Here is a 14,644-nt window from a genome sequence, read left to right as displayed (position 1 = left end):
ATGAGGAAAACGTTCATCGTGGTGTTTTGCCTTCTGTTAATAGGTTTGTTTCCCATACATTCCTCTGCAGCCGGTTCTGTTCCGTATAAGACAGAAACTTTATCGGCTGATGGAAATGTTATCGAAACGCAAACAGCATATGTTCCAATCGGAATATTTGAAAATGATGCAGAGATTGTATCTCCAGAACATGTCTTTATCGATGAAAATGACTATATATACATTGCTGATTCTGGTACACAATCCGTAACAAAGTTTGATGAACAAGGAAATGAATTATTGAAATTTGGTGAAGGAATCCTTCAGCAGCCTTTAGGCGTGTTTGTAAATCATGAGAATGATGTGTATGTAGCCGATTATGCGGCCGAAAAAGTGTTTCGATTTTCAGAAAGTGGGGAGCTCGTTATGGAATACGGGCGTCCTGACTCTCCTTTATTCGGAAAGAGGACAACTTTTAAACCTCAAAAAGTTTCTGTAGATTTACGCGGAAATATTTACATTATTAGTGAAGGATCGACGAACGGTATCATTCAAATAAATCAAGATGGTTCGTTCCTAGGGTTTTACGGAGTAAATAACTCTCGTCCATCACTTTTAACATTCTTGCAAGATTTAATTACAACACAAAATCAAAAAGCAAATTTATTCATGAAGGTTCCTCCTGCACCTACGAACATCACGATTGATGAAAAAGGATTAATTTATACAATCACTTCTGGTACAGACTGGGAAGTAATTCGAAAGTTAAATATCGCTGGATCCAATATGTTACCTTCTGCTATTACAGAAGTTAGCAACTTACGTGATCTTGCGATTGGTCATATCGGAAACATTTATACAATCGGTAATGATGGAAAAATTTATGAATATGATCGATTCGGAAATCTACTATTTATATTTGGTGGGAGAGAAGATGAAACGAATCGTAATGGTCTTTTCATGCAGCCTACTAGTATAGAGGTGGATAACCTAGGTAGATTATATATTGCAGATAAAGAAAAAGGTACGGTTCAGATTTTTGAGCCAACCGATTTTACGGCAAAGCTACATGAAGGTCTCGCTTTATATGCAGAAGGTTTTTATGTGGAAAGCCAAGATAATTGGACAGAAATATTAAATTTGAACTCATCCTTTGGCTTAGCGCATACTGCAATGGGCCAAGCCTTCTATAAACAACAACAATACGATGAGGCATTAGAAGAATTTAGATTAGCAGAAAATAAAGTTGGCTATTCAGACGCGTATTGGGAAATTCGTCAAAGCTGGATGCAACAAAATTTAAGTAAAGTTTTTTTACTACTTGTAGGGCTATTTATTTTATGGTCTGCTGTGAAATTTGTCGATAAGAAGAAAGGCATCCTTCAACCGGCGAAAGACATTTTAACAAAAGTGAAAAACCAAAAGCTAATATCGGAGCTTTTATTCATCCTTAAGTTTATGAAACATCCAATTGATAGTTTCTACTATATAAAGAGGGCGAATAAGGTCTCGGTTTTAGCTGCAACGATTCTATACATTATTTTATTTATAGAATACTTAATGACGATCTATTGGACTGGTTTCTTATTCTCCAATAGAAGTCTAGTCGACATTAATCTATTTATGGAAATAGGTACACTGTTTGTTCCTATCTTCTTATTTATCACTGCTAACTATTTAGTTAGTACGATAACAGATGGAGAAGGGAGATTTAAAGATATTTATATTGGAACCATTTATTCCTTAGTTCCAGTTATTTTATTCTTAGTCCCAATTGCCATCGTGTCCAATGCATTAACAATAAACGAATCGTTTATTTACACGTTCTCCATGCAGATTATTACGGTATGGTCTGCGATTATACTATTCATAATGATTCAAGAGATTCATAATTTTACGTTCTTCGAGACGATCCGTAATATACTTGTAACAATTTTTACGATGCTAATAATCGTTCTTGTATTCTTTGTAATCTATGTTTTACTTGACCAAGTTTATGACTTTGTACTATCGATCATTCAGGAGGTGATTCTTCGTGTCTAAGAAATGGATATTGCTACTAATTGTTCTGATATTCCCAATACAAGTTATTGCGACGTCCTTATCTAATGAAGAACCAGAAACAGAAGTGACGGAAGTACAAGAGGAGCTTTCTAAACAGACGTTCCGATATTCCTCCAATCAGTTTACAAAGCCAGAGAGAGATGTTTCTCCTATTGAAGTAGAAACAAGCATGGATGGCTTTGAACAGGTTGCTCAAAATTCAACATTAGCACTATATGTTCATCCTGATTCTCTAGCTTTGAAAATAATGGATCAAAGAACTGGCTATGTTTGGAACTCAGGTTTAGAGGAAGATGGAGATTATCGTTTAAATACAAGATGGAGAAATATGGCGAATTCTGCTGTGACCATTACGTACGTAGATGATAAAAATAAGGAAGCGAGCGAAGACCTTATCTCCAACAACATTAAGCCTAATATGCAATTTATAGAGAATGGCTTTACGGCAGATATTGAATATAAAAATGCAGGTATTGCTTTTCAATTACAAGTTACATTAGAAGAAGATTCCATTGTGGTTTATGTTCCTGAGGAAAAACTAACCGAAGACGGAAAAGTGAAGTTAGTATCTATGCGTCTTTACCCGTTCTTAGGAGCAGTCGAATCCAAAACAATAGATGGATACATGTTTATCCCGGATGGTAGTGGAGCCTTAATGAGATTTGGTGAACGTACAAGTGCTAATTCACCTTATCAAGCATTTGTTTACGGAAAAGATGAAGGCTATTCTCAAGTAGTCTCTGACCCAAACAATGATATAAGCCCACCAGAAAAAATTTCGATGCCAGTATTTGGACTCGTACACGGGGCAAAACAACATGGATTATTCACGATTATTGAAAGCGGAAGCTTTAATAGCGAACTTGTCGCATATCCAGCTGGTGTATCGACAGATTTCAACTGGATTTATTCTGAGTATCATTATCGTTACCAATACTTCCAACCAACTAGTAGAAGTATGAGCGGTTATAGAACGTATCAAAATGAAAGAAATCAGTTCGATATTCAACAAAGAATTGCATTTTTAGCGGACGAGGATGCTGATTATGTAGGAATGGCTAAATACTATCAAGACTATTTAGTCGAATCTGGAAAGCTCGCGAAAAATGAAGACCGTGCGGATGTACGATTAGAATTTTTAGGCGGCGAAGTGAAAAAAGGATTAATATGGGATACCATTGTTGAAATGACTAGTATTAATGACTTGCCAACATATATCGATAAGCTTCAACAACAAAATGTAGATAAAATGAATGTTGTTTATCGTGGATGGTCAAAAGGTGGGTTAACTGGTACCTTACCGAAAAAGTTCCCAATCGAAAAGAAATTAGGTAGTACTTCTGACTTTGAAGATGCTATTAACACTTTAGAAGGAAAAGAAATTGATCTTTCTTTCTACACAGATTATACAAAGGCGTTTAGAGGGGCTTCTGGTTATTCTGGAAGCACGGATGTAGCTAGAAAAATAAATGGAGAAACGATGCAATTTAAAAGGTATGACAGAGACTACTATTTATTAAGTCCGTCAGTTTCTCTTGAAATGGCACAAAACGACATGAAAGAATACGAAAAACTAGGTATTTCTAACATAGCAATTGATTTAACAGCTAGCATGTTATTTTCTGATTTCAATTCTAGAAGAACAACGAATCGTTCCGACAATGTAACTGTCTATACAGAAATGCATCAATTATTATCAGAAGAGCTTGGGCCTTTATCTTTATATAAGCCGAATGATTATTTATGGTCAGAGACAGGGCGTTACTACGATATTCCAATGTATTCTTCTAATTATAGTTTTGTAACGGATACGGTTCCGTTTTTGCAAATTGTATTAAAGGGATATGTACCATATTACGCTCCGTTTTCAAACTTCCACTTTAATAGGGATGAAGAAGTGTTAAGAATGATAGAATATGGTGCAAACCCATCGTTCTATTTAACAACGGAACCATCTCATTTATTGATGAATACACCTTCAAGAGATTTATATACGTCACAATTTTCTGTATGGGAAAGTGAAATTGTAAGACAGTATGAACTTGTTCAGGAAAGTCTTGGTCAAGTGGAAGGTGCTACGATTGAAAGTCGTTATGTTCACCAAAAAGGTGTAGTGGAAGTGACCTACTCAAACGGAGTATCTATCATTGTCAACTATACGGATCAACCGTTTGTGACAGAAGGGGTTCAAGTAGAGGCATCTGGTTTTCAGGTCATGAACAAGGGGGATAAGACATCATGAAAAACCTTTCGATGAAAACGAAAAAAAGTTTGATTGGCCTTGCATTTATTTCCCCCTGGCTAATTGGCTTTGCTCTACTAACGGCATTTCCGGTATTTTATTCCCTCTTTTTAAGCTTTCAAAAGGTGAGGGTTACAACAGAGGGGATTCAAACTGATTTTGTAAAGTTTTCAAACTTTGAATATGCATTCGCTGTAGATGCAGTTTTTACACAAAAAATATTAACATTCATACAGGAGTTAGTACTTTCTGTTCCAATTATTATTGTTTTCTCTTTAATCATCGCGTTACTTTTAAATATGCCGATTCGATTTAAAGGGTTTTTCCGAACAATATTTTTCTTACCAGTTATTATTGCCAGTGGACCTGTTATGAGGGAGTTAATGGAACAAGGAGTTACTTCCATCCCTTCCATTGAGGAATATGCGATTTTTGCAATGATGATGTCGGGGACGGAAGGTTTTTTAAATACGATTGTTATTTATTTAATGGATAACCTTATTTTCATTCTTTGGTTCTCAGGTGTACAAATTTTAATTTTCTTAGCTGGATTACAAAAGATGGATAAGCAAATTTATGAAGCGGCAAAAATTGATGGTGCTTCTAATTGGGAATGTTTCTGGAAAGTAACACTACCAAGCCTGATGCCAATGGTCATCGTTAATACGATTTACACGATTGTTATGTATTCAATATTTGCTTTAAATCCAGTTATTGATCATATTCAAGTCAATATGTTCAACATTAATACAGGATTAGGTTATGCATCTGCACTTGCTTGGATTTATTTCTTAGTAATTGCGGTCATATTATCGTTAAGTGTAGGGTTACTTACAATGAGAGTGAACAGAAAATATGGATAAGGAGGGATTATAGTGGCAAGCAAAGTATTAGAGTATAAGGAAAAAATAAGTCATGCTAGCAGTTCGGTTTTACGATTTTTCCTCGGTCATAGAGGGCAAACTGGACTGATTTTAAAGGCTTTCGTATACATCCTATTAATAGGAATTGGCTTTGTTTATTTATACCCTTTATTATATATGGGATCATATAGCTTAAAGTCACTATCGGACATCCTAAATCCTCTAGTAAATTGGATTCCGACACAGATTTATTTAGACAACTATGGAAGAGCCAATGACGTCCTAAAATTCCTTCCGACATTAGTTCAGACATTGTATGTAACAGTTCTACCTGCTGTAGCACAGACTGCTGTTGCGGCAGTAATTGGATATGGTTTCGCAAGATTTGAGTTTCCATTTAAGAAAACGTTGTTTGTATTCGTTTTAGCAACATTTATCATACCGCCGCAATTAACAATGATCCCTAGATATGTATTCTTTAATGAACTAGGCATTCTAGGAAACATTCAATCATTCTTTATTCCGGCTGTGTTAGGGCAAGGAATCAATAGTGCTATATTCATTTTAATCTTTTATCAGTTCTTTAGAATGATACCGAAATCTTTAGAAGAAGCAGCTCAGTTGGACGGTGCTGGATATTTCCGCATATTCTTCACTATCGCAATTCCAATGGCGGTGCCAGCTTTCATCATTTCATTCTTATTCTCTTTCGTATGGTATTGGAATGAAACTTATTTAGCTGCTCTATACTTTGGTAACTCATTAACAACATTACCACTAGAATTGAATAAATTCGTTGCCACGTACAATCAGTTGTACTCAGGAGCAGAAGGTGGAGCAGATAATAACATCAACGAAGGTATAAGAATGGCAGGTACCATGCTAACGATCTTACCACTTTTAGTTGTGTACTTCTTAACTCAAAAATGGTTCGTAGAAGGTATCGATCGCTCAGGTATAACTGGAGAGTAAATATTAAGAAAATAGTCAGCAATCTAGGTTGCTGACTTCAATTGTTTAAAGGGTTGAAACGTTTCAGTGCTATTTGTTGAATTGACATAATTGGGCTGTGTTAAAGTATATTGCTGATTTTAAAAACCTCTCTAGCAGATGATTTCCGTGCAAGTCGGAGACTCCTGCGGGAGAAGCGGGGAGCGGGAGACCCGCAGTCGCGAATGCGATGAGGAGGCTCCCGGCCCGCCCGCGGAAAGCGGAGACTTGCGCGGAAATTATCTGCGGTATTTAACAGAGTTTAAAAAAATAAATGAATCTGGAGATAAATACATGAAAACAAAAAAACAAGCACTAATAATAGGATCTATTGCTGCTCTTGTCATTATTTTCACGGTTGCAGCTGCAGTTAATTTTATAGCAAATAAAGATGATTCCGTAAAAATAAATAAAGATGAACCAGAAATTTTAGAATTAGAAAGCCAAAAAAACTTTGAATTTTTTTGGAACGAAGCAAATGTTGATCATAATAGCCAGGGTTACGGCTTAATTCGTGACAGAGCTCCAGGTAATCCAACATTATCTAGTATTGCATCAGTCGGTTTTGGCTTAACAGCCATTACGATTGGTGCGGAAAGAGGTTGGATTACAAAAGAAGAAGCCGAAGAGCGCGTAAACGGTACGCTCGATACGATGCTTAATAACGCTGAACATATTAATGGAGTATATTATCACTTCTTAAATATGAACACCGCAAAACGAGCTGGAAAAAGTGAAGTGTCCATTATTGATACTGCCATTTTAGTAAGCGGTGCCCTACAAGCTGGGGAATATTTTAAAGGTGACATTAAGAAAAAAGCAGACGAACTTTATAAGCAAGTAAACTGGGAATGGTATTTAAATCCAGACCGTAATATGTTTTACATGTCTTACACACCAGAAGATGGATTCTCTGGAGCTTGGGATTTTTATGCTGAACAGCTAATGCTTTATTTTCTTGCGGTTGCATCTCCTACACATCCAGTAAATGAAGAGACTTTTTATGATTTTATCCGACATGAGCAAGCGTATGGAGATGGGGAGCCATTTATTCATTCTTGGTTCGGTTCTATCTTTACGTATCAGTTTTCTCATGCTTGGTTTGACTTACGAGGGAAAGTGGATAGAGAGGGAGTAGACTGGTTCGAAAACTCGGTCATTGCATCCATTGCGAGCAGACAATTTTCTATTGATAATATGGACAGGTTTGAAACATTTGGTCCAGATGCGTGGGGATTAACAGCGAGTGACGGTCCAAAAGGTTATGAAGGTTTATATGGTTCATCTCCTTCTGGTTATGACAACACGGCACATTTCACAGACGGAACAATCGCGACAGCTGGTGCAGCTGGTTCAATTGTATTTACTCCGGAAGAGTCCATCGCGGCTTTAGAAAACTATTATGAGAACTTCCCAGAATTATGGGGAGAACACGGCCTTAAAGGAGCTTTTAACTTAGATTTAACACCTCATTGGTATGCAGAGGATAGTTTAGGGATTGATAAAGGTATCACGTTACTAATGATAGAAAATTATCGATCAGACTTTGTTTGGGAGACAATGATGAAAAATAAGTACGTGCAAGAAGGTATGAAAAAAGTTGGATTAGTAGATTCCAAAGAGTAATTAAGGGGACCTTCCATGTCAGTATTAATGAATCAAGGTTACAAATGGAAGGGAATCGTTCTTATTTGCGGTAACTATGATGAAGTAACACAAGATACAGTGATTTATGAAAATGGTGAGTTATTATTTGGTGGTGAAGCAATTGAATTACCACCTAGATATCTTCTGTCATTATTGTTAGAAATTATGAAATCTTAGATGGCGTTGAAATTGAATACGCAACAGTAGAAATGACGAATGTAACACAGGGTGATCAATTTACGGAAATGACCATTAAAACTATAGGCACGAATGGAATGTTGAAGTTGGATACGGACGGCCAATGGAAAATGGTTGTATTTTTATCAAAGATATTAAAAACCAACTACTATTTTCAGAGGTGCAAAACAGGAAATCGCAAGGCAATACACAATAGCTATCACATCACTTTCACATTGCATTTCACAGTATAATTCACAACAAAAAGGACTTAGAAATTTTCAGTTCTCTAAGTCCTTTGATTATATTTGATTCTTTAACTAACGCCACGCGATAGTTGAAGAGCTGAAAAGTTATTTAGAAACTGACCGAACCCTGGTAAAGCTATATTCCATAATAAGGCTTCATGTTTTTTAGGCTTTCTATACTCCTTCATCCTCCATCACTCACTTCAACAGATGATTGCGTTCTTCTGTTTGAGGTGGTTCTTCCATCCAACCATTTTTAATCATAATTTTTGCACCTTTATGAGCATATTCAAATACATCTTTCATAAAAATCGCCAGTTTAGGTGGCAAATCATTTCGTAAACTCAAAGCAGTCCCTAATGAGCCACTTCCCATCGAAAAACTACAAAAAAGACTCGTGCAATACATCATCAACTTATCGGAAAAGGGTGGTATTGTTGAACGAGTTGCATTGCCACCTGCTGTTTGAGGAACTTGTGTCCCGTTTTCAAGCAAGACTTCACTAAATTCCTTTATCATACTTTTAGCAAGTTCAGCACCCTCATTAAAGAAGGTTTTTACTTCTTTTTCATTTGCACATTGAGCAAAACCTATAATCATTTGAAGACCCGTAATATTTGATTCAATCGAATGATGAAGATGCGCAACTTCCACTGTATTTAATGAACGTTTTTCGCTAAACGGACTAACGGAGTGTCCAGTCAAATAATGCTTATCTTTCACAAATTCAACTGATTTTGGCATAGAAACATGAGGAGATTTAACAAGTAATCCTTTTTCAAGTAAATATTGTGTACAAAGGTTGTAATACTTTTGCGTAATGGCAGCTAGCTCGTTCACCATCAGTATAATATCTTCTCGATAAGTCATCGTCATATTTAATGCGTGAAGCCCCGTACTAATTTGTTTCAATAGGCGAACAAACATGATGTCAAAACCATTATCATATAATTTCGGCACCTCTTTGTTGACATCCTCAGCTATGAAGCCAACTGGGATGACCGCCCCTTCATTTTGAAAAATTTCTATAATAGTACCAACATAAGGGGCTATCTCTCCATATAGATTATTCATAATAGTCTTGGCTTTTTCGTCATCGGCTTGCTCTATAAAATATTCTAACATACGTAAAATCATTGTCTTTTCTTGATACGTAAGCCATAATACACCTAATTCAGATGACGTAATTGCTGATTTTTCTGGCATATAATTTCCTCCAAAAATTTTTTATCTGCTTAGGTTTAGCTTAATATGGTATCTTCATTCACTTTTTTTATACTATTTTACTCATTTTCCTTCCACATAAAACCGATAGTTTAAGTACAAAATCGCACAACGGAACGTTTGTAATTAATCGGTGTTCCTTCTGTAATAAGTAGGGGGGGCACCTTCCATATTTTTAAAGAAACGGCTAAATGACTGGATTGTTTCAAATCCTAATTCATCTGCAATGGTAGAAATGGTGTAATAATGAATTGCGTCGGTTGCCTATTGGTATCAAGCGGCGCCGCACAATCCATTCCCTGCATTGCCAGATAATGAGGACCTAGAAGTAATATAGAGGTAAATATTCTAAATCACGCTTAATCTGGGTTTCTTATCTGGTTAGATAAGAAACTCGCTGCAACTCCTAGACAAGACATTTTCTAGAAATTTTATATAAATTAGTTAAAACCCTTGATAAAACGCTTTCATCACTTTAGAATAAAAAATAACACTTTCATTGAAACGTTTCAATGGAAGTGTTAGGTTAAATGTCATGTAAGGTTGAATGGAATCTTTAATCTATGAACCGCGGACGATAGATTTAAGATTTCAAAAGAAAATATTGATTCATAAATATAATAAACATTTAATGCAGAATTATATAGTATTAAAATGCAAAATTATATAGTATTAATTGTTTTTTTCACTTAACACACCTTAATTATGAAACTGATTCAAATAATAACAAAGTGGAGAGGAATATTTATATGAAACCTATAACAGATTTTTATTCAAAATTACCAAAAGACGTAAAAACGTTCTTTGATCGTCAGTATCGTGATTCCTATGAATTGTTAGAAGCATCTCGTCACCCTAAGACAGGCCTATATGCAGACGGTTTTATGACATTAGGAGAAAACCCAGATTTTCGTTGCTCGGTTGCAGCTACAGGCGTTGGTCTAATTGGCCTTTGTGTCGCTGATCTAGAAGGATGGACAGATAATGCGGAGGAGAAAGTGACTACTACATTAAAAGCTCTTCGCGGAGAAGTAGAGGGTTGCTCCGTTGCTCGTGACGAATCAACAGGATTTTTCGCTCACTTCGTTGATATGGAAACAGGTGAAAATATTAAATCAGAAATTTCCACGATTGATACGTCAATCGTAATAGCAGGTGCTCTTTTTGCTGGCCACCATTTTAAAGAAAAAGCACCTCATATACTAGAAATGGCACAAGAGCTATTAAAGGAAATTGACTGGAGTGTTGTTGTAGCTGATAAAGATACGGGTGTCATTAACATGGTCGTGAAAGAAGGAAAAGGGACACTTCCTCTTCCTGCATATAACGAATATGTCATCGTTGCCTACCTTGCACTATTAGGGCAACCGGAAAACAAAGACATCCAAGATCTATGGTATAAAAACTTCTCAGAAGATAAAATAAAAGATTTACCTATCGTCAACTACCGCGATATTCCAGTACTTACGGACAGTGCAGGGAAAAACTTCTTGTCATCATTTGTACATCAGTTCCCGTTCTATCTTGTACCGAATTATGGGGATAGCGAAGTTTATAAGGAATTTTATGAGAATGCTTGTACGGCCGATCGCTTAAAGTGGAAAGAGCTTGATGATGTTCCATCCTACGTATGGGGCTATGGAGCAGGTCCAAATGATGGGCTTTTCGGTGGATATCATGCGGATAAAATAAATAATGCACCACACGATATTGCATCTGCATATATTGTTGCTGGTTTCCTTCCAGTATATCCTGCGGGAATACATGATCTATATGCGTTGTACAAACTTCACATTCCGTATGATGTATATACGAATGAAAATGATAAAGAGGATGAAAATAAGTTCCGCGCTGCTTATCAATATGGATTACATCGCTACTCTTGGTGGCATCTAGAACAGCCAGAACGCTGGTATCCAACGAAAGTAACGTTAATTGACTGGAGTTCAATGTTATATGGACTAGCTGCATTTAAACACGGAATGAACTTCTTTACGGAACGTTTAACAAAAGTAGAAGAGAAATAATGCACGATTTTCAATTAGAAAAGCGTGGTGAAAAGATGGAACTAAAAGTAATGACGTTTAACATTAGGGTTCATGTCCCTCAGGATGGTAGTAATGCATGGCCATACAGAATAGAGAAAGTGTCTAAAATAATTTTGGACCATTCTCCACTTGTTATCGGAACGCAAGAAGGCTCATTGCATATGCTTGAGGATATAGGTAAAAGGTTGCCAGATTATCGTTGGACAGGTCAAGGTAGGCGAGGCGGCATGAAGGATGAGTTTTGTGCTGTTTTTTACAAATATAACTTGATAAGGCGTCTCAAGTTCATTATCGTCAAAGAAAAAGACAAAAATGAACTTGATTAGACGTATCAAGAACATTATCTCCAAAGAAAAACTCAAGAATGAACTTGATATAAAAGAGGTTTTGGCATACCCAAGTGAACATAAATTGAATTGGCCCCAAGACGGTTGTTTGCTCTTTGGGGCAGCTCCTATATATTTTTAATTAGCAAAATTTTGTACAGTCTCTTTTTCTTCATATATTTAAAAAATAAAAAGCTCCAAAAATACGTCATAAAAACATTGAAAACGTATACATAAACCTATATAATAATTTTATTGAAACGTTTCAATGAAAAAGTAGTTTTGTAAATAAACCTATCTTTTTTTCATTGAAATATTTTTTTGAGTTTTTATTGTAACGTTTCAATTATTGATAAATCATCAGATACTATATTAAATTGGCTCTGTTAAAGGTTAGTGTTGATTTTTGATACCAACCTAGCAGTTGATTTCCGCGCAAGTCGTAGACTCCTGCGGGAGTAGCGGTGGCCTGGAGACCCCACAGGCGAAGCCGAGGAGTAGGTTTTTTCACGACAGTGAAAATAACCTTCCTTTTTACCGCCCGCGGAAAGCGGAGACTTGCGCGGAAATCAACAGCGGTCTTTAACAGAGCCATTAAATTAAATAATTTATGCTGGCATGTAGCCAAGATAAAAGAAAACTTATAGTTTAACGGAGGGGTAATATGACGAAAAGTCGCTCGCACCAAATACTTGAACAAATGACATTAGATGAGAAAGTAGCACAGCTGCTACAATTAGCAACGTTATTTTATAAAGGATCCTCACACGAAGGACAAATTACAGGTCCGATGCAGGATATGGGGATTAACGAAGAGATAGTAAATAATAGCGGTTCCGTTCTTGGTGGTGCTGGTGCACAGGAAGTTATGAACATACAAAAAACATACATGGAAAATAACCGTTTAGGCATCCCTTTACTAATGATGGCAGATATCATCCACGGTTTTAAAACTATTTTTCCAGTTCCATTAGCAATTGGTAGTTCGTGGGACATGGAGTTAGCAGAGAAAAGTGCAGAAATTGCAGCAGTAGAAGCTGCTGTATCTGGAGTGCATGTAACGTTTGCACCGATGGTAGATTTAGTTCGTGATCCTCGCTGGGGAAGAGTAATGGAGTCAACTGGTGAAGATCCATTCCTAAATTCCGATTTTGCTAGAGCAATGGTACGTGGATTCCAAGGATCGGATTTAACGAATGATACAAACAGAGTTGCAGCCTGTGTGAAACACTTTGCTGCCTATGGAGCTGCAGAAGCTGGAAGAGATTATAATACGGTAGATATGTCCGAGCGTATTCTTCGTGAATCGTATTTACCAGCATATAAGGCAGCTCTTGATGAAGGCTGTGAAATGGTAATGACAGCATTTAATACAGTGGACAGCATTCCTGCTACTGGAAATAAAAAATTAATGCGAGAAATACTTCGTGATGAATGGGGCTTTGACGGTGTTATTATCTCTGACTGGGGAGCTGTAAAAGAAATCATCGCACACGGAGTAGCTGCTGATGAAAAAGAAGCGGCGCAAAAGGCAATTGAAGCAGGTGTTGATATTGAAATGATGACACCTTGCTATATTTCTAATTTAAAAGAGCTAATTGAAGATGGAACTATTTCTGAAAGCTTACTAAATGAATCAGTGCTACGTATTTTGCAATTAAAAGAAAAACTAGGATTATTCGAAAATCCATATCGTGGCGCAAATGTAGAACTAGAAGAAAAGTTAATTTTAAGTGAAGAACATCGTCAAGTTGCGAGAGAACTAGCAACAAAATCATGTGTCTTAATGAAAAATGACAATGTGCTGCCTTTACAAAAAGAACAAAAAATCGCATTAATTGGTCCTTTCGCACATAATGGCGACATTTTAGGCCCATGGTCTTGGCAAGGTTCACAAGAGGTTGCAGTAAAAGTAGATGAAGGCTTTAAGATGAAAATGGATCCAGCCAACCTTTTCGTAGCGCAAGGCTGTGATATTGAGGCCGGAACAGAAGAACAGCTTCAAGAAGCAATCAACGCGGCAAAAAATGCTGATGTGATCGTCCTTGCATTAGGTGAGCATTCCAGAATGAGTGGAGAAGCGAAGTGTCGTGCAGATATTCGTTTACCAGAAGCACAACTTCACTTAATTGCCCAGTTAAAGAAATTAGCCAAGCCAATGGCAGTAGTATTGTTCAATGGACGTCCATTAGATTTACACGGAGTTATCGACCAAACAGATGCAGTGTTAGAAGCATGGTACCCAGGAACAGAAGGTGGAGCAGCTGTTGCGGATTTATTATTCGGTGATGCAAACCCATCAGGTAAGATTACCATGTCGTTCCCATATTCAGTTGGTCAAGTTCCAGTTTACTATAACTGCTTCAATACAGGTCGCCCGCAGGATGAACCTGTGACAGAATATGTATCTAAATATTTAGATATTCCAAATACGCCACTTCTTCCATTCGGATTCGGACTAAGCTATACAAACTATGTGTACGGTGAAGTATCACTTTCTACCGATACACTTACAGTAGATCAACCGATAACTGTAACGGTTGATGTTACGAACAACGGTGATGTAGCCGGTGATGAGATTGTACAGCTCTATATCCGTGATCTTGTTGGAGAAGTTGTACGACCGTTAAAAGAACTAAAAGGGTATGAAAAGATTACATTAAATCCAGGTGAAACGAAGACGGTTACATTCACGATTACAGAAGAAATGCTTCGTTACCACCATGCTGATTTACAGTTTAGTAGTGATGCAGGAAAATTCCTTGCATTTGCTGGTCCTAACAGCGTAGAAACACAAGAAAAAGAATTCGTATTAGTAAAATAACGCAATATAGGA

11 protein-coding genes are annotated in these 14,644 nt (G+C 36.8%); 9 read left to right on the top strand and 2 right to left on the bottom strand.

The genetic code is table 11. The features are described 5' to 3' along the window. The 6 genes from CDZ92_RS13180 to CDZ92_RS13155 all read left to right on the top strand — a co-directional run bounded on the left by CDZ92_RS13180 (nucleotide 1) and on the right by CDZ92_RS13155 (nucleotide 7,962). Nucleotides 1-2,022, top strand: a complete 2,022-nt coding sequence (locus CDZ92_RS13180) for a YIP1 family protein (RefSeq protein WP_176483770.1) — start codon at nucleotides 1-3, stop codon at nucleotides 2,020-2,022. Beyond that, nucleotides 2,015-4,285, top strand: a complete 2,271-nt coding sequence (locus tag CDZ92_RS13175; protein ID WP_096155660.1) for a DUF5696 domain-containing protein — start codon at nucleotides 2,015-2,017, stop codon at nucleotides 4,283-4,285. The genes CDZ92_RS13180 and CDZ92_RS13175 overlap by 8 nt, the downstream gene beginning before the upstream one ends. Beyond that, complete coding sequence (locus CDZ92_RS13170; protein WP_096155659.1) at nucleotides 4,282-5,148, top strand: carbohydrate ABC transporter permease; 867 nt, start codon at nucleotides 4,282-4,284, stop codon at nucleotides 5,146-5,148. Before CDZ92_RS13175 ends, CDZ92_RS13170 begins: the two co-directional genes overlap by 4 nt. 12 nt (nucleotides 5,149-5,160) lie before the next feature. Continuing rightward, nucleotides 5,161-6,120 carry a carbohydrate ABC transporter permease gene (locus CDZ92_RS13165; protein WP_227521545.1) on the top strand — a complete coding sequence of 320 codons (960 nt, stop codon included), beginning with the start codon at nucleotides 5,161-5,163 and terminating at the stop codon, nucleotides 6,118-6,120. Between the two features lie 312 nt (nucleotides 6,121-6,432). Continuing rightward, on the top strand, nucleotides 6,433-7,764 hold the full coding sequence (locus CDZ92_RS13160) for a glucoamylase family protein (RefSeq protein WP_096155658.1): 1,332 nt from the start codon (nucleotides 6,433-6,435) through the stop codon (nucleotides 7,762-7,764). A gap of 15 nt (nucleotides 7,765-7,779) precedes the next feature. Continuing rightward, nucleotides 7,780-7,962 carry a hypothetical protein gene (locus CDZ92_RS13155; protein ID WP_096155657.1) on the top strand — a complete coding sequence of 61 codons (183 nt, stop codon included), beginning with the start codon at nucleotides 7,780-7,782 and terminating at the stop codon, nucleotides 7,960-7,962. Between the two features lie 446 nt (nucleotides 7,963-8,408). Here the strand turns inward: CDZ92_RS13155 and CDZ92_RS13150 are convergent, their stop codons facing one another. Together CDZ92_RS13150 and CDZ92_RS20520 are read right to left on the bottom strand one after the other, a co-directional pair. Further along, nucleotides 8,409-9,416 (bottom strand): DUF3231 family protein, encoded by a 1,008-nt coding sequence (locus CDZ92_RS13150; RefSeq protein ID WP_096155656.1) that lies wholly within the window; start codon nucleotides 9,414-9,416, stop codon nucleotides 8,409-8,411. A gap of 144 nt (nucleotides 9,417-9,560) precedes the next feature. Continuing rightward, the gene (locus CDZ92_RS20520) at nucleotides 9,561-9,671 is read right to left on the bottom strand and encodes a helix-turn-helix domain-containing protein (protein ID WP_369679963.1); all 111 of its coding nucleotides are present in this window, start codon (nucleotides 9,669-9,671) and stop codon (nucleotides 9,561-9,563) included. A 512-nt stretch (nucleotides 9,672-10,183) separates the two neighbouring features. On the opposite strand from CDZ92_RS20520, the gene CDZ92_RS13145 reads away from it, so the two are divergent. From CDZ92_RS13145 to CDZ92_RS13135, 3 genes are all read left to right on the top strand, one after another. Continuing rightward, nucleotides 10,184-11,461 carry a hypothetical protein gene (locus CDZ92_RS13145; RefSeq protein ID WP_096155655.1) on the top strand — a complete coding sequence of 426 codons (1,278 nt, stop codon included), beginning with the start codon at nucleotides 10,184-10,186 and terminating at the stop codon, nucleotides 11,459-11,461. Next, the gene (locus CDZ92_RS13140; RefSeq protein WP_096155654.1) at nucleotides 11,461-11,808 is read left to right on the top strand and encodes an endonuclease/exonuclease/phosphatase family protein; all 348 of its coding nucleotides are present in this window, start codon (nucleotides 11,461-11,463) and stop codon (nucleotides 11,806-11,808) included. The genes CDZ92_RS13145 and CDZ92_RS13140 overlap by 1 nt, the downstream gene beginning before the upstream one ends. 664 nt (nucleotides 11,809-12,472) lie before the next feature. Beyond that, nucleotides 12,473-14,632 carry a glycoside hydrolase family 3 N-terminal domain-containing protein gene (locus CDZ92_RS13135; RefSeq protein WP_096155653.1) on the top strand — a complete coding sequence of 720 codons (2,160 nt, stop codon included), beginning with the start codon at nucleotides 12,473-12,475 and terminating at the stop codon, nucleotides 14,630-14,632. The last annotated feature ends 12 nt before the right edge of the window (nucleotides 14,633-14,644 follow it).

Origin of the sequence: Bacillus sp. FJAT-45066 (genome assembly GCF_002335755.1) — a bacterium.
In the GTDB taxonomy this organism is placed as follows: domain Bacteria; phylum Bacillota; class Bacilli; order Bacillales; family Bacillaceae_I; genus Bacillus_CD; species Bacillus_CD alkalisoli.
Note: the sequence above shows the minus strand (reverse complement) of the source record. Positions and strands in the feature narration are given on the sequence as shown.